Below are 16,489 nucleotides of genomic sequence, written 5' to 3' on the forward strand. Positions count from 1 at the left end.
AGTACGCCGTTGAGGTGGATCATCTGGTCGGTCAGCATGGTCAGGGGGCTCAAATCCTGAAGATTGAGCCGAAGGGTAGCGCTCATCGGCGCCTGCAGAAGGGTCTCCGGGGAAAACGGGTCACCTGCCGAGGTCAATTCGGCCTGGATCGTGCCGTTATCCGTGAACTCGCTTGCCAGGACCGCTTGGAGCCGATTGCCGGCATACCGGGCGGTGAGTCCGTTTTTTTTCCAGGCCACCTGATGAGTGTCGCCGTCCGGCAGGGGAATGCGCAGATGCATATCGTTACAGGTGGCGGTGAATTTTCCATCCAGGAGGCGGGCTTGCTGACCGGTCAGGTCAAAGTCCGCATCGATTCGACCGGTGAGCGGCCAAGTGAGCATCCAATCCGCCGACAGGATCTCCAGGGGCAGGGCGGAGCCGGTGCCATGCGCATGCCAGTTGAGGGGGGAGGGCTGCCATGTGCCGCCAATACAGAGGGAGCCGGCGGATGCCGACTGCAGGCACCAGGGTTCGACTTCGACCTTGCTGGCGGAAAGCGTCAAGGCAACGGGCTGCCGCTGCTGCCAGTCGCCATACTGTCGGCTGGAGAGGTGGCTTCGGTTCAACGTCGCCTGCCAGCGGCTCTCCTTCCAGGCGCCCTGCAAGGCGAGGCCGGCGGAAAATGCCGCGTTCTCGCCACGCAGTTCAAGGTTGTGATCCTCCATCGAACCCTTGAGCAGCAGGCGGCTCGAATCCATAACCACTGTGCCCAGCCGCAGCCGCTCTGCCCGGGCCGAGACTTCGAGAAGGTCGCTACGGTCCAGGACACCCCTGGCTTCCATGCGGAGTGTCCCGAGACCGTACGTGCCCATGGCGAGATCGCTGCCGTTCACCTGCGCATCGATCCGTGGCTTTTCCCGGCTGCCGGTGATACGGGCGAGGGCTTTGATCGATCCCCGGGCGCCCGGCCAGAGTTCGGCCAGGTTGTTCGAGTCGAGCCGGAAGTCGAGGTCGACGGCCTCGTCGACCGTGCCGCTGGCCCGCAGCACCGAGTTGCCGCTCTTGATGCTGAGATGGGGCAGATGGAGCCGGTTGCCCGTCAGCGACAGTTCGCCGTTGCCGGTCAGGGGAAAGCCGCGCAAGGTGCCGTGGAGGGAGGGCAGGGTGAAGGACGCCTGCATCCCCTGGGCCGTGGCTTGGCCGGAGGTGGTCAGCGAACCACTGAAGTCGCCCGGCCAGTCGGCAAGAAAAAGTCCGGGATTCAAATGGGTGCCGCTGACCTCCGCCTGCCAGGAAAAGAGCGGATTCCAGGTCAGGCCACCCTTGGCGGCAAGCCGGGTTTCGCCGTGGGCGAGGTTCAGGCTGTCGACGGCCATGCCGTTGCCGTCGCCCCGGATGCTGGCGGTGAGGGTGCCTGCGTCCGCAAGCGCAGGCAGGCCTGCCTGCGACTGCACCTGCAGGATGTAGTCGTCCAGGCTGCCCCGGCCATTGATCACCACGCGGGAGAAGCGCTGTTCCGGCCAGTCCCGGCGGATGGCGGCCAGGGTCATCTCCGGGATGGTCAATTGCGCCCGCCAGGTGGTGGCGGCGAGGAGTTGATCGAGGCGGCCGTTGAGATGGGCGGGGAAGGGGGCTTGGGTGTCGGTCTCGATGTTCAGTGCGTTGAGCGGACCGTTGACGGCGCTCTGCCCGGCAATGGGTTCATAACCTTCCGGATGTGCCTGGAACCGCGCATTCAGTTCCAGGGGATAATCGCCGTCGGTGCGCAAGCGTCCCTCGGCCTGGAACGTGAGCGCATCGCTGGTCAGGGACAGATCACCGACATGCAGATCCCTCCCTCGGAAGGAGAGATCGTTGATCGTGGCCCGGGCAACGGCCCACACCTCGTCCTCGCCGGAGAAGATGGCGATTCTTTCCGCCGAGATGGCGTCAAGCGCCAGGTCAAGGGGCAAGGCAAAGGGGGTGAGGATCGTCTCGCCCGTGCCTTCGCCCAGCACAACCCGCACGTCCGCCCCCTGAATGGTACGAATGCGGAGTTTCCCGTTCGCCAATTGCGCCGCATCCCAGTCCACGTCCAGGGTGCCGACGGACACGGTATCGATCCCGTCGGCATAGCGGATCTCCTGCAGATGGATCGGTCCGAGCAGGGTGCCGGAGGCGGCGCCGATGGTGAGGATGCCCGACGACAGCCGGCTGCCGACCAGGACCAGGCAGCGGAGACCGGTCTCGGTGCCGGCCAGGAACGGGATGCCGGCGAACATGAGGAGGAAAAGCAGGCCGACAAGACGGCGCAGCCAGGTGCCCATCACAGATCGGCCCCCATGGTGAAGTGAACGCGCCAGCTCCCGTCCTCGTCCAGGGACTTGGCCACGTCCAGGCGGATCTGGCCGAAAACGCCGTTCCAGCGCAGCCCGACGCCGGCACCCGAATGGAAGGTGGTCTCGGAGAAATCGTTCATGACGGAACCGCTATCGTAAAAAATCGCGCCGCTCCAGGCATCGAAGAGCGACCGTTCCAATTCCACGCTGTAGGTGAGCAGGTTCTTGCCGCCGAGAATATTGCCGCCGGCATCGACCGGGCCGATTTTCTTGTAGCCGTACCCGCGCACACTCTGGTCGCCGCCCGCGTAGTAGCGCAGGGTCGGCGGCAGGGCATAGATGTCGTCCACCAGGGTGGTGCCGATCTCGCCGCGACCGAGCAGGCGCCACTGGTCGAAGAAGGTGTAGATGGCCTTGGTGCGCAGGGTCGACTGGAGAAAGGTGGTGTCGGCGAGCACGTTCTCCTCGCTGCCGATCACGGTGGCGGTGAAACGGATACCCCGTTTGGTGGTGATGCGGTCGTCGGCCCAGAACACGCTGCCCTTGAAGCCGGGAACGACGAGCGAATCCTGGGCGGTTCCCCCGGCGCCGATGCTGTAGCGCTCGTCGAGGAATTGGGCGTAAGTGGAATATTCGCCCCATTCCCGGAAATGATCGTGGCTGACGGTGGCGTTCAACGTTTTGATGTCGGTGTTGTCGAACTCCTCGGTTTCGTACTTGCCGGTGAGGGCCAGCCGGTCTTTTCTGGGATCGCCGATGGGGATGGTGTAGGTGCCGCCGAGGTTGCTTTTCCATTGTGCCGGCTGCAATTGGATATCCAACTGGTGGCCGAACCGGTTGACGAGGCGGTTGGTGTATTCCAGCGTGCCGCGGGCGCCTGTGTCGGTGCCGTATCCCAGGCCGATGCTGTATTTGTGCGTCAGATTGGGGGTCAACGCCACCCTGACCGGCACCCTGCCGGCGACGGCACGGTCGGGATCGTATTCGAGATCCACGGTCTTGAAATAGCCGACATTGAACAGGGATTGCCGCAGCCGGGTCAGGGCCCTGGGGGAAAAGGGATCGCCCTCGCGGACCGGGGATATTTTGCGCAGGAGTTCGTGGTCGATGACGTCGGTGTCAAAGGTGAGGGGGCCGACGAGGTAGCGGGGGCCGGTGTCGAGATTGAGCCGCATGGAGGCGCTCAGCGTTTTTCTGCTGATCGCCACCCGGTTGTTCCGGAACGCTGCCCGGTGATAGCCGTTTTCCAGGGCAGCGGTGACCAGTTTGTCCTTGCCGTCCTCGTAGATTTGATGATCGAGCGCGTCGCCCCGGTGAACCGGGAAACGGCGGATCGCCTCTTTGAGAGCGGCGTCCTGCTCGCCCGGTCCGGACAGGGCGATGGTCACTTCCGTGACCGTGACCGGTGGGCCGGCCGCCACCTTGATCTCCACATGGCGGCTGCCGTTTTGCGACCACTGGCTGGTCGTGATGTCCGGGGTGTAATAGCCGAAGGGCTCCAGGGCCTTGGCGGCTTCCGGCCGCGCCTTGCCGTACAATCGGTTGAAGACTGCCTCCGAGGGCGTTTCGTTGTCCGGGAACCGGGTCAGCGAGAGATGGCTGCGGATATTCTGGCGCTGTTGTTCGGTGAGGTCACCGGCAATGTCCACCGTGATGGCCGGAGGGGCGGCAACGGCATGGGCACAGGTCCAGACGGTCAGCAGCAAGGCGGTCAGGAACAGGCGGCCGGACAAACGTACCGGCACGGCACGGCATCGGTATCGCCACGCCCGGAACGGACGATCTCTTCTCTGCTTCGGACGGAAGAACAGAAGGGCACGCTGGCGCAACAGGGAGAAAACCATGCCGGAGTCTCTGCCGCAACCGGTTTACGGGATACCGTGATCCCTGACGAGACAGGTGAGGGGATGTCTGCCGAGCATGGCGCACTCTACTGTGTCATGCTTTTTTTTGAAAGAATTGTTTTGCGCAGCCTCCCGGGATGGAGGCCGCGCAAAGCCGGTCGGACGTTTACTGGCGGGTGAAGGTCAGGCGGTTGTCCTGCTGCCGGTCGATGAGGATGTGGTCGCCTTCGGCGAAACGGCCCTCCAGGATTTCCAGGGCGAGCGGGTCCTCGATGTACCGTTGGATCGCCCGTTTCAGCGGCCGGGCACCGAAGGCCGGGTCGTAGCCGGTGTCGACCAGGAACTGCTTGGCCTCTTTGGTCAGGGTCACCTTGAACTTGCGCTCGGCCAGGCGTTGCGCCATCCGCCTGATCTGGATGTCGACGATGGCGGCCAGGTTGTCGCGGGTCAGGCCGTGGAAGGTGATGATCTCGTCGATGCGGTTGAGAAACTCCGGCTTGAACTGGCGGTGAAGCAAATCGTCGATCTGCCGCCGCATGGTTTCGGGGTCGGTCTGGGCCATCTCCATGATGATATGACTGCCGAGGTTGGAGGTCATGATCAGGATGGTGTTCTTGAAGTCCACGGTCCGGCCCTTGCCGTCGGTCATGCGGCCGTCGTCCAGGACTTGCAGCAGGACATTGAACACGTCCGGATGCGCCTTCTCGATCTCGTCGAGCAGGATGACCGCATAGGGCCGCCGCCGCACCGCCTCGGTGAGCATGCCGCCCTCGTCATAGCCGACATAGCCGGGAGGGGCGCCGATCAGGCGGGCCACCGAATGCTTTTCCATGTACTCGGACATGTCGATGCGGATCATGGCCTGCTCCGAGTCGAACAGGAACTCGGCCAGGCTCCGGGCCAGTTCGGTCTTGCCTACGCCGGTGGGGCCGAGGAAAATGAAGCTGCCCAGCGGCCGGTCCGGGTCCTGGAGCCCGGCGCGAGCCCGGCGCACCGCGTTGGCCACGGCGACGATCGCCTCCTTCTGGCCGATCACCCGGCTGCCCAGGGCCTCCTCGGCATGCACCAGTTTTTCCTTTTCGCCCTCCAGGAGCCTGTCCACCGGAATGCCGGTCCATTTGGCCACCACCGCGGCCACGTCCTCGGGAGAGACCTCTTCCTTGAGCATCTGGTGCTGCTGCTGGATCTCGCTCAGGCGGGCGTTGGCCGCCTCCAGTTCCTTGGTCAACTGGACGATCCGGCCGTAGCGGATCTCGGCCACCTTGCTCAGTTCGCCGGCCCGCTCGGCCCGCTGTTCCTCCATGTGGGCCTGATCGATCCTGGCCTTGATGTCGCGGATCGACTGGATGATGTCCTTTTCCAGGGTCCACTGGCCCTTCATCGCCTTGAGCGAGTCGTCGAGGTTGGCCAGATCCTCGCGCACCTTGGCCAGGCGCTCGCCGGAGGCCGGGTCCTTCTCCTTTTTCAGGGCCTCCTGCTCGATTTCCAGCTTGATCTTCTTCCGCTCCAACTGGTCGATCTCGGTGGGCATGGAGTCGATTTCGATGCGCAGGCGCGAGGCGGCCTCGTCGATGAGGTCGATGGCTTTGTCCGGCAGGAACCGGTCGGTGATGTAGCGGCTGGACAGGCTGACCGCCGCCACGGTGGCGGCATCCTGAATGCGGACGCCGTGGTGCACCTCGTATTTCTCCTTGATGCCGCGGAGGATGGCGATGGTGTCCTCCTCGCTGGGCTCCTGCACCATGACCGGCTGGAAGCGCCGTTCCAGGGCGGCGTCCTTCTCGATGTACTTGCGGTATTCGTCCAGGGTGGTGGCGCCGACGCAGTGCAGTTCGCCCCGGGCCAGGGCCGGCTTGAGCATGTTGGAGGCGTCCATCGAGCCCTCCGCCGCGCCGGCGCCCACCAGGGTGTGGATCTCGTCGATGAACAGGATGATCTCGCCCGTCCGTTTTTCCACCTCCTTGAGCACCGCCTTGAGCCGGTCCTCGAACTCGCCGCGGTATTTGGCCCCGGCCACCAGGGAACCGAGGTCCAGGGCGATGACCTGCTTGCCGTTCAAGGTGGAGGGCACGTCGCCGTTGACGATGCGCTGGGCCAGACCTTCGACGATCGCGGTCTTGCCCACGCCCGGCTCGCCGATCAGTATCGGATTGTTCTTGGTCCGGCGCGACAGCACCTGGATGACGCGGCGGATCTCCTCGTCCCGGCCGATCACCGGGTCGAGCTTGCCCCGACGGGCGACATCGGTCAGGTTGCGGGCGTATTTTTCCAGGGCCTGGTATTTGTCTTCCGGATAGGGATCGGTGACCCGCTGGTTGCCGCGCACGGTCATCAGCGCCTTGAGGAAGGCGTCGTCGGTGATGCCATGGCGGCCCAGCATGGCGCTCGCCTTGAGCGACCGGTCGGCCAGCATGGTCAGGAACAGGTGTTCCTGGCTGACGTACTCGTCCTGCATGTTGGCCGCGGTCTTGAAGGCCTGCTCCAGCAGGTTCCTGAACGCCGGCGAGGCGTAGGTCTGGCCGGCCCCGGCGCCGCTGACCTTGGGCAACGCGTCGATCAGCTGGTTGGTCTCGCTGAGGACGATGCTCGGGGTGACGCCCATCTTCTGCAGCACGGGCACCACCACCCCGTCGGGCTGCTCGAGGATGGCCTTGAGGAGGTGTTCGGGCTGGAGTTCCTGGTTGCCGGCCGTCTGGGCCAACTGCTGGGCCGCTTGAATGGCTTCCTGTGATTTGAGGGTGAATTTGTCGAGTTGCATTCTTCTCTCCTTCCCCGCTGCCCGCATCGGGCCCGCAGGGTGTTGATATCGTTATTCGGAGGAGACGATAAGCTTGAAAACAACCGGGTCAAGATTTTGGCACGATCGGTGAATGTTTTTCGGGCCAGGCATAAAAAAAGCCCCCTGCCGAGATCGGCAAGGGGCTGGTTGACGCGGAAGAACAGCCGGCTGAATCAGCCGCAGGAGCCACCGCAGGAACCGGAACTGCAACTGCCGCCACCACCGAGGGGGTTGGCGGAGGTGATGGCGAAACCGGAGCGGTAGCCGGCTTCGATGAAATCGACCTTGACGGTCCCGCATTTTTCCAGCAGATCTTCGTCCACCAGAAATTTCAGACCGTCTTCCTCGAATGCCTTATCGCTGTCTTTTGGCTCATCCAGAGCCAAACCAAGTGACGGGCCACTTCACCCACCCTGCATCAGTGCGACCCGAATGGCAGAACTGATCTTGTTCTGCTCCAGGTAGGCTTTCAAATTATTTACAGCAAGCGCTGTGACTTCAAACATTTACGCCTCCTCAAAAGTTTAAATGCTCCTTTTCCCGAGGGATAGGGAGTGGTACGGGTATGGCTGCAAGAGTAAGGCGCAATCAGGTTCGCGTCAACCATTGATGCGCCCGAAGGCGGCAACCACAATGAAAAGAGGGGGCAATGCCTGCATTCGGCTCCGAGAAGGTCCGCATAAGGCCATGAGGACAACCGATCGGAATGATGCGGAAAAAATCGGTGCGCCGCGCGGTTCGGATGGAAAAAGATTGTCAAAGTGCAGGTGTCCTTCTACAATTATAGATTGTATATTGAGAGCACGACGGCAAAAAATTTCACCTGCGGGAACATCATGCAAAAGAAAATACTCATATCGACCGGCGGCGGCGATGCACCGGGTTTGAACGCGGTCATCTTCGCCGTGGTCAACTCGGCCACCAGGAAAGGCTGGGAGGTCTACGGCAGCAGATCCGGATACGGCGGGCTCATCGACCGGGATGATCTCGTCCGACTGATGCCCGAGGATGTGGAGGGCATTCTGTCCCAAGGGGGCACCATTCTCGGCTCCACCAACAAGGGCAACCCCTTCGCCAAACCGGTGGAGAACCTGGCGGGCGAGATCCAGATTGTGGATATCTCCGATAAAATTCTGGCCACGTTCAACAGGATGGGCTTTTTCTGCCACATCGCGGTGGGCGGCGACGGCAGCCTGGAAATCGCCCATCGCTTCGCCCAGAAGGGGATGCCGGTGATCGGCGTGCCCAAGACCATCGACAACGATCTGGAGGCCACGGACCGGACCTTCGGTTTCGACACGGCCGTGTCCACCGCCACCGATGCCATCGACAAGCTGCATTCCACCGCCAAATCCCACGACCGGGTGATGGTGGTGGAGGTCATGGGGCGCGATTCCGGCTGGATCGCCCTGTATTCCGGCATTTCCGGCGGTGCCGATGTCATCCTCATCCCGGAGATTCCCTTCAAGCTCGATGCCATTTGCGCCAAGATCAGCGACAACGAACTGCACGACAAGCACTATTCGATCGTGGTGGTGGCCGAGGGCGCCCGGGCCGAGGACGGCGAGGTGATCAGCAAGGGGCAGGGGGAACTCGGCCGCTCCGAGGTGGTCCTCGGCGGCATCGGCGAGTGGGTGGCCAACCAGATCCGGCAGCGCCTGGGCAAGGATACCCGCTCGTTGGTGCTCGGCCACCTCCAGCGCGGCGGCTCGCCCACCACCTTCGACCGGCTGCTGGCCCTGCGCTTCGGCGCGGCGGCGGTCCGCATGGCCGAGGCCGGCATCTTCGATCACATGGTGGCCTGGGTGCCGCCGACCATGACCGCGGTGCCCATCGCCGAAGCCATCCGGCGGCGAAAGAAGGTCGATCTGGAGGGCGACAAGGTACGGACCGCCCGCGATATCGGCATCTGCCTGGGCGACTGAGTCCCCGCGTCCGTTCCATGCGCACCGCCGACCGGCTGCACGCCTTCTACGACCGCATGCTGTCCCGCCTGGGATCGCAGCACTGGTGGCCGGCGGAGACCCCCTTCGAGGTGATGGTGGGGGCCGTGCTCACCCAGAACACCGCCTGGAAGAACGTTGAGCGGGCCATCGCCAATCTCAAGGGGGCGGGGTTGATGTCGCTGGCGGCGCTGTCCGCCCTGCCCACCGGGCTCCTGGCCGAATACATCCGGCCGGCCGGTTACTACAACATCAAGGCCGGCCGGCTCCACAACCTGCTGCATTTCGTCACTGCACGGCACGGCGACGATCTCGGCGCCTTCCTCGCCCAACCGCTGCCGCAGTTGCGCGAGCAACTGCTCTCGATCAAGGGGATCGGCAGGGAAACCGCCGATTCCATCCTCCTCTACGCCGCCGGGCTGCCGATCTTCGTGGTCGACGCCTACACCCACCGCATCCTGGTGCGCCACCAGGTGATCGACGAAGAGGACGACTACGACGCCATCCAGGAGTTGTTCATGGACAGCCTCGATGGTGATGCGCAGCTCTACAACGAATACCACGCCCTGCTGGTGCGGATCGGCAACGTCTACTGCAAAAAAAAGAATCCCGACTGCGCGGCCTGCCCGCTGCAGGGAATGTAAGCGTTCGGGGCTTATCGGACGGTTTTTTCTCCGGCGCGATCCTGGTCAGCAGGCAGGTCCGGGACTTGGCGGCCGTGCCAGAGCAGCTTGCGGCAGATGCCGCGGATCATGCTGGCTTCCTTCTTTTTCAGCTGCACCCGGCCGAGGAACTGGCGGATATTGCGCATCCAGTAGATGCGGTTGGTGTCATGGAGGAAGGTGATCTTGCCCAAGGCTGCCTCGATGTGCTCGTACATGCCCTCCAGGTCGAAGGAATTGGCGAACTCCGACCTGGGCACGGCGGCGAAGGGGTGGGGGTGGACGGCGGTGTACAGCTCGTAGCAGTGGATGGCCACCGCCTGGGCCAGATTGATGGACGAGAAGCCGGCGGTGGGGATGGTCGAGGCGAACTGGCAGAGGTCGAGGTCTTCGTTGCTCAGGCCCGTACTTTCCGGGCCGAACATCAGGCCGATGCGGTTGCCGGCCACAAGCGGCGCGATTTCAGTCATCACCTCGCGCGGGGTCTGGTCCTCGGGGCGGTGCCGTCCCTGGCGGGCCGTGGTGCCGACGATGCAGTGGAAGGGCGCCGCCGCCTCCGCCGTGGTCCGGCAGGCCCGCATCTCCCGGATGAGGTGGGCGGCCTTGTGGGTCGCCATCTTCAGCATCCGTTCCTCGTCGAAGTGGTCGTCGCTGACCACAACGAGTTCGCCGATGCCGAAGTTGGAGGCGATCCGGGCCGAGGCGCCGATGTTCTCCGGATACTTCGGCCCTACCAGGATGATCCCGGTTTGGCCGAGGCGCTCGCACAACGATTGTCGGTTCACGTGGACGGGGTCCGGCCGGCGATCAGTGGCCGGTGGATTGCTCCAGTTCCAGGGGTTTTTTGGAGGATTTGTCCGAACCCGGACTGCTGTTGGTCATCCGTTTGAAAAAGGGGATGATGCCGCGCTCGGCCCGTTTGATTTCCTCCTCCGCCTCCCTGACCGTAATCTGCCAGGCCGGGGCGAATCCGGGCGATTTCTCGAACATGATCTCGATCGCTTTCTGATATATCTGCACCTGGCGCAGTTCCTGGCGGCCGGGCTTCTGATTGAGCACCTGGACCATGTTGCGCAGGTTGTCCCGTTCCTGCCTGAGCTTGTCGATCTCGCCCTTGCGCCGTTCGTTTTCGGCGGAATCGATTTCCAGCTTGGTGTGCAGGTGCTCGCGCAGTTTTTTCAGGTTGGTGTTCAGTTCCCTGGCCTTCAGCCATCCCCGTGCCCAGAGAATGGCCGCGATCAGCAAGCCGATGCACAGGCCGCGCAGAAAGGGATTGGAGAACACTTCCCCGATCCAGCTCGTATTTTCCATGATCTCTCCCTCGGAGGAAAAAGGATGCGGACCAGGTTCGCCGGTTCCGCATTTCGCGATATCAAGCGGTGTTCAAGGCCATCATTCTTATTTGAATCGCCATGGTTCGTCAAGCAAAACCAGGGTGGTTCGCCCCGACGTGCCGGTGGCTGCCGCCAGGGGAAACCTTCATTGGGGCGCCAGTGAAAAAGACAGTCGTTTTGCCGCGAGATCGACCTGTTCGAGCCGGACCAGCACGCGGTCGCCCAACTGGTACATCCGGTTGCTGGCCTCGCCGATGAGGCGATAGCGGCGGCTGTCGTGCAGGTAATAGTCGTCGGTCATGCCGGTCAGCGGCACCATGCCGCTGATATACGAATCGTCCAGGGAAACATAGAGGCCAAAGGCGGTGACGCCGGAGATGACCGCGGCAAAGATCTCGCCGATCCGGTCCATGAGCAGGAGGCAGGAGCAGCGGGCATGGACGTTGCGTTCGGCATCGATGGCCCTGCGTTCGCATTGGGAGAGATGGAGACCGGCCTCGGCCAGGTCGGTTGCCTTGCCGGGCACCGGCCGGGCGCTGTCCGAGGCGTGTCCCGCCAGCAGGGCGCCGAGCACCCGGTGCGCCACCAGATCGGGATAGCGGCGGATCGGCGAGGTGAAGTGCAGGTAATAGGGGGCGGCCAGGCCGAAATGGCCGCTGTTGTCGGGGGAATAGCGGGCCTGCTGCATGGTGCGCAGCAGCAGATTGTTGACGATGTACTCGGTGGGGGAATTGCGCGCCTGTTTGATGATCTGGGCGAACCAGGCCGGATTGACCTCGGCCTGGGGCAGATGGAAGCCGAGCGCCTTGGCGGCATCGGTGAACGATTCCAGCTTGGCCGGATCGGGATGCTCGTGGATGCGGTAGAGCACCGGCCGCCTGACCTTGGCCAGGGTCTCGGCCACTGCCTCGTTGGCCGCCAGCATGCAGTCCTCGATCAGCATGTGTGCCTGGTTGCGTTCGGCCAGACGGATGGCGGCCACCTTCTCCCCCTCCAGGGTCACCTCCGGTTCGGGGATGTTGAATTCCAGGCTGCCGCGTTCGATCCGGCGTTTTTTCAGGAGTGCCGTCAGGGCGCGGGCCTGCTCCAGCATCGGCACCAGTTCGCCGTGGGCGGTGCGGGCCTTTTCATCGTGCAGGTACAGGATTTGGTTGACCGTGGTGTAGGTGAAGCGCTGCCGGCTCCTGATCAGGCTTTTGGTATAACGTTCGCCGGTGCGCCGGCCGGTGGCGTCAAAGGTAAGGATGGCCGTGAAGGCCGGCCGGTTCTGATCCGGCACCAGGCTGCACAGGTCGTTGGCCAGCCGTTCGGGCAGCATGGGCAAAACCCGGTCCGGCAGATAGACGCTGGTGCCGCGCAGATAGGCCTCCCGGTCGATCGCCGAGCCGGTCCGCACGTAGTGGCTGACATCGGCGATGGAGACGTAGAGGATGAAGGCCTCGCCCTCTCGTTCGACGCAGATGGCGTCGTCGAAATCGCGGGCGGTTTCGCCATCGATGGTCACATGGGGCAGATGGCGCAGGTCCTGGCGGTCGCCGGTACAGGTCGTCACCGGCACGAGCCCGGCCGCCTCGGCCTCGACCTCGGCCGGGAACGGCTCTCGCAGCCCCGCCTGGATGACGGCCATGCGGATCTGGACGCTCGGGGCGCGGGCGTCTCCGAGCAGTTCGACGATCCGGCCGGTCGGCCCCTGCCGCTCCGAGCCGTAGTCGACGATGTCCGCCACCACGGCCATGCCGTCGCCGGCCGCCAGGGTATCGCCCCGGCGGATCAGAAGCGTTGCCGGAAAGCGGTCGTCATCCGGGGTGACGTAACCGCCGGCGCCGCTGGCGGTGAAGATGCCGCAGATCCGGGTGAAGGCCCGGCGGAGCACCTGCATGACCCGCCCCTCCCGCCGACCCCGGGAAGAACCGGTGACCGCCACCAGGATGGTGTCGCCATGGCTGGCACCGTTCAGGTTGTGCGGGGCGATGTACACGTCCTTGCCGCCCTTGGCCTGTTCACCCTCCGGCACGGCGTAACCATAGCCCTTGGAGGTGAGGTCGAGGGTGGCCCGCAACCGTTCCAGGCCGGCGGCAAGGGCAAAGCGCCGTCCTTTCTTCTCGACGACACGATGCTCGAAAAGATACCCCAGCACGGCGCGCAACGGGAACAGTTCGTGGCGCGAAAGGTGGAGCGCCTGGGCGATCTCGGTTTCGTTCATGGGCTCGTCCTGCCCGGCGAGCACCTTGAGGACGGATGCCTGCAGGGAAGGTGGCGCGTTTTTTTCCGGTCCGGGCGACCGCCGTTTTTTTCCGGGCGATCCCGGTGGTTTCCGTCTGCGGATAAATCGTCTGGCCATCTCTTTTCCGTTGATTGTTTGATGAATACCATGAAATTGAATGCAACGCGGATTTCCCTTTGTTCGCGGGGAGGGTGTCTGCTATAACGGTGCGAATCCGCGCGGCTGCAACGACCATACACCATTTTGGCGGTAAGAAAAGGAAAAGCCTGAATAATGGGCACGACTTCAGATGCAGTACGTCAAATACGATCTTGATGCATACCGCCAGGTCATGCGGTCGTTCATCGGCGACGGGCCGGAAACGGGCGTGTTCTGGAATGCGCTCGATTTCGCCTACCAGGCCCACGGCAACCAGTGGCGGCGTTCCGGCGACCCCTACATCATGCACCCCTGTTCGGTGGCCCGGATTCTGGCCGAGGAGTTGGATATCCGCAATCCGGAAATCCTGGCCTCCGCCCTGCTCCACGACACGGTCGAAGACGTGGAGGCCATCACCGGCGAGGTGATCCGGGAAAAATTCGGGCCCAACGTCGAGGCCATCGTCGAGGGCTGCACCAAGGTCACCCATTACACCGGCGACCGCCAGAGCTTCAAGAAGCTGGTGCACCGCAAGATCTTCAGCGGCGCGGCGGCCAAGCTGGAGGTGATGCTCGTCAAGCTGGCGGACCGGCTCCACAATCTGCGCACCCTCTCCAGCATGCCCAGGGACAAGCGGCAGAAGATCGCCGACGAAACCCTGGACATTTACGCCCCGCTGGCCACCATTCTGGGGCTGTTCGCCATCAAGCGGGAGTTGTACAACCTGGCGCTCGCCTACAAATTTCCCAGGCAGGGCAGCAAGTTGCAGATGCATATCAACAACCTGCGCAACGATCCCGAGGTGCTGCGGATCGTCGACAACGTGCAGAAGGCGATGGAACGGGAAGGGCTTGCGGGCACCGCCACCCTGCGCACCAAGGGACTGTGGGGCTACTACGATGTCCGCAACCGCATTCTGATCAAGGAAATCGAGATACCCCAGGAGATCCTGATTCTCATGAAGACCCGGGGCGGCTGTTACCAGGCCCTCGGCGTGCTCAACGAAATCTATCCGCCCATCCCCCGCACCATCCGCGATTTCATAGCCAACCCCAAACCGTCCGGGTACCAGGGACTGCATGCCCGTCCCAATATCGACGGCCGGAAATACCTGTTCAAGATCCGCACCGAGGAGATGGCCCGCCGCGCCCAGCGCGGCATGGTCCGCGACTGGGGGGGCGACAGCAAGGCCAGCACCCGCTTCTTCAAGGAAATCCAGGAGATGTTCGATATTCTCGGTAGCGACGATTCCGTCAGCTACCGGGATATGATCGCCGCCAGCGGCCGCAAGGAGATCTACACCTACACGCCTCAGGGGGATCTGATCTGCCTGCCGGTCAATTCCATCCTGCTCGACTTCGCCTTCCGGGTCCATACCGCCATCGGCCACACCTGCATCGGCGGCATGATCGGCAAGCAACGGGTCGGGACCGACTATCAACTGCGCGACGGCCAGGTCATCAAGGTCATCCGCCAGGAGGGACAGGTCAATTTCGACCCCGCGGTGCAGATCCTCTGCCAGACGCCGAAGGCCCGGTCCGAACTGGCCAAGGCCTTCCGCGTGCGGCGGGAACAGGTCTGCCGCCAGATCGGCGCCTCGCTGCTGGCCCAGGAACTGCGGCGCTACGGCGTGCCGTACGAGGTGATCGAAAAGGAGGGCATGGCCGATATCCTCGCCTATTTCGACATCAGCTCCATGGAGGATCTGTTCCAGCAATTGGGCGAGGGCCGGGTGCGGTTGCGGGAACTGATCTACGAAATCCGCAACGGCCTGTACGTCGGACGGCCGACCCTGTTCCAGCCGACCGGCATCTTCAACCGGGTGGACCTGACCACGCTCGATCCGGTGGTGATCAAGTCGTCGGCCTGCTGCAAGCCCGGACCGCTCGACAAGGGGGTGATCGGGCTGCTCAGCGAGCGCGGCCTGTCCCTGCACCGCAAGGACTGCACCCAGTTACGCAAAATCAATTTTCAGCGGGAAGATGCGGTGGAGGTCCGCTGGAAGCTGAAGAGCACGAAAATCGAGAAGACCCAGCGGATCATCGTCATGCAGGCGACCCGCAACCGGCTGCTCATGCTCCTGTCGGTGGCACCCGAAGAGATGAAGATGATCGACATCGTCTATCTCGGCAAGGGGACGGCACCGATGGGCGACTGGGAGGTCCATTTCCAGGTGGTCAATCTTTACGGGCTGAAGAAGGTCGCCCGCCATTTTTCCCGTTCCGGCCTCCGCTTCGAATTCGAGCTGGAGCAGTAGGGGCTGCGGCCGGGCTTCTCTCCTTTCGTCTTCCCCCTGTCACCGGGAAGACGTTCATGCCGCCGGCGGCAGCGATAGACCGGTTATCCTGTCCCCTTGACCTGGACGGGCCGATTCCGCCCCCTCTCTCAGGGCAGCGGCCAGCGCCATTTTTTCTGGGGCAGGCAATGGTCGATGTGGGTCTCCAACTGTACCTGGAATGTTTCCCGTGAGAGTTCGCGGGCGCCGAAGCGCAGCAGATGGTCGGTGGTCATCTGGCAGTCGATCAGGGCGATGCCCAGGCGAAGGGTATGCTGCACGAGCGTTGCCAGGGCCACCTTGGAGGCGTCGGTGATGCGGGTGAACATCGATTCGCCGAAAAAGATCCGGTCCAGGCAGACGCCGTACAACCCCCCGGCCAGTTCGCCGTCCCGCCAACACTCGATGGAATGGGCGAAACCGAGTTCGTGCAGGCGGATGTACGCCTGCTGCATTTCGGGAGTGATCCAGGTGCCGTGTTCCCGGCGCCCGGAGGCGGTGGCGCAGGCGGCAACCACCTCGGCAAAGGCGGTGTCGGCCGTGACGGCGAAAGGGCCGGCCTTGAGGAGGCGCGCCAGCCGTCGGGGCAGGTGGAATTCGGCGGGAAAGAGCACCAGCCGGGGGGCCGGTGACCACCACAGGAGCGGATCCCCCTCGGAAAACCAGGGGAAGATGCCCATGCTGTAGGCCGTGACCAGCCGGGACGGATGCAGGTCGCCGCCGATGGCCAGAAGGCCGTCGGGTTCGGCGAATTCGGGTGAGGGGAAGATCGGTTCGTCGATCAGGCGAAAAACGGGCATGGATTCCTGAGCCGGGCAGACGTGAACAATAAATGCCGCAAATCCTACCGCGACCGCGGAAAAAGGCAAGCCCGAAGGGGGCCGCGCGCACAACGGGGAACGGGCGGAAGCAGGCAAGCCCGAAGGGGGCCGCGCGCACAACGGGGAACGGGCGGAAGCGAAAGGGCGGCGCGGCGATCCGGTCGTCCGG

General features: G+C 63.5%; 11 protein-coding genes (1 of these 11 cut by a window edge). 3 read left to right on the forward strand and 8 right to left on the reverse strand.

Translation table 11 applies throughout. From position 1 onward, the window contains the following. The 4 genes from Q362_RS0111620 to Q362_RS24855 all read right to left on the reverse strand — a co-directional run. Positions 1 to 2,288 carry the 5' portion of a translocation/assembly module TamB domain-containing protein gene (locus Q362_RS0111620; protein WP_028318831.1) on the reverse strand. 1,174 nt of this gene lie to the left of the window's left edge, so 2,288 of the gene's 3,462 nt are visible here — the first part of the coding sequence; its start codon is at positions 2,286 to 2,288; its stop codon lies off the left edge, out of view. Beyond that, entirely contained in the window at positions 2,288 to 4,045 is a 1,758-nt protein-coding gene (locus tag Q362_RS0111625) for an autotransporter assembly complex protein TamA (protein WP_169737414.1), read from the reverse strand. The genes Q362_RS0111620 and Q362_RS0111625 overlap by 1 nt, the downstream gene beginning before the upstream one ends. A gap of 265 nt (positions 4,046 to 4,310) precedes the next feature. Beyond that, positions 4,311 to 6,902: an ATP-dependent chaperone ClpB gene (gene clpB, locus Q362_RS0111630; RefSeq protein ID WP_028318833.1), complete on the reverse strand. Its 2,592-nt coding sequence runs from the start codon at positions 6,900 to 6,902 to the stop codon at positions 4,311 to 4,313. 194 nt (positions 6,903 to 7,096) lie between these two features. Beyond that, a complete protein-coding gene (locus tag Q362_RS24855) occupies positions 7,097 to 7,429 on the reverse strand; it encodes an IscA/HesB family protein (RefSeq protein ID WP_342670239.1) in 333 nt (110 codons plus the stop codon). Between the two features lie 330 nt (positions 7,430 to 7,759). Between Q362_RS24855 and Q362_RS0111645 the strand changes: the two genes are divergently transcribed. Both Q362_RS0111645 and Q362_RS0111650 read left to right on the forward strand, forming a co-directional pair. Further along, positions 7,760 to 8,848, forward strand: coding sequence for a 6-phosphofructokinase (locus Q362_RS0111645; protein WP_028318836.1), 1,089 nt, complete (start codon positions 7,760 to 7,762; stop codon positions 8,846 to 8,848). A gap of 17 nt (positions 8,849 to 8,865) precedes the next feature. Further along, positions 8,866 to 9,510 carry an endonuclease III domain-containing protein gene (locus tag Q362_RS0111650; protein WP_028318837.1) on the forward strand — a complete coding sequence of 215 codons (645 nt, stop codon included), beginning with the start codon at positions 8,866 to 8,868 and terminating at the stop codon, positions 9,508 to 9,510. A gap of 11 nt (positions 9,511 to 9,521) precedes the next feature. Here the strand turns inward: Q362_RS0111650 and Q362_RS0111655 are convergent, their stop codons facing one another. The 3 genes from Q362_RS0111655 to rnr all read right to left on the reverse strand — a co-directional run bounded on the left by Q362_RS0111655 (position 9,522) and on the right by rnr (position 13,203). Next, positions 9,522 to 10,313, reverse strand: a complete 792-nt coding sequence (locus Q362_RS0111655) for an RNA methyltransferase (RefSeq protein ID WP_028318838.1) — start codon at positions 10,311 to 10,313, stop codon at positions 9,522 to 9,524. A 22-nt stretch (positions 10,314 to 10,335) separates the two neighbouring features. Further along, complete coding sequence (locus Q362_RS0111660; RefSeq protein WP_028318839.1) at positions 10,336 to 10,839, reverse strand: hypothetical protein; 504 nt, start codon at positions 10,837 to 10,839, stop codon at positions 10,336 to 10,338. 168 nt (positions 10,840 to 11,007) lie between these two features. Further along, a complete protein-coding gene (gene rnr / locus Q362_RS20365) occupies positions 11,008 to 13,203 on the reverse strand; it encodes a ribonuclease R (RefSeq protein WP_051554195.1) in 2,196 nt (731 codons plus the stop codon). A 172-nt stretch (positions 13,204 to 13,375) separates the two neighbouring features. On the opposite strand from rnr, the gene Q362_RS0111670 reads away from it, so the two are divergent. After that, positions 13,376 to 15,481 (forward strand): RelA/SpoT family protein, encoded by a 2,106-nt coding sequence (locus tag Q362_RS0111670; RefSeq protein WP_028318840.1) that lies wholly within the window; start codon positions 13,376 to 13,378, stop codon positions 15,479 to 15,481. Between the two features lie 128 nt (positions 15,482 to 15,609). Here Q362_RS0111670 and aat read toward each other — a convergent pair whose 3' ends face one another. Continuing rightward, positions 15,610 to 16,299 (reverse strand): leucyl/phenylalanyl-tRNA--protein transferase, encoded by a 690-nt coding sequence (gene aat / locus Q362_RS0111675; RefSeq protein WP_028318841.1) that lies wholly within the window; start codon positions 16,297 to 16,299, stop codon positions 15,610 to 15,612. Positions 16,300 to 16,489: the final 190 nt, after the last annotated feature.

The organism is Desulfobulbus elongatus DSM 2908, assembly GCF_000621145.1.
GTDB classification, from domain to species: Bacteria; Desulfobacterota; Desulfobulbia; order Desulfobulbales; family Desulfobulbaceae; genus Desulfobulbus; species Desulfobulbus elongatus.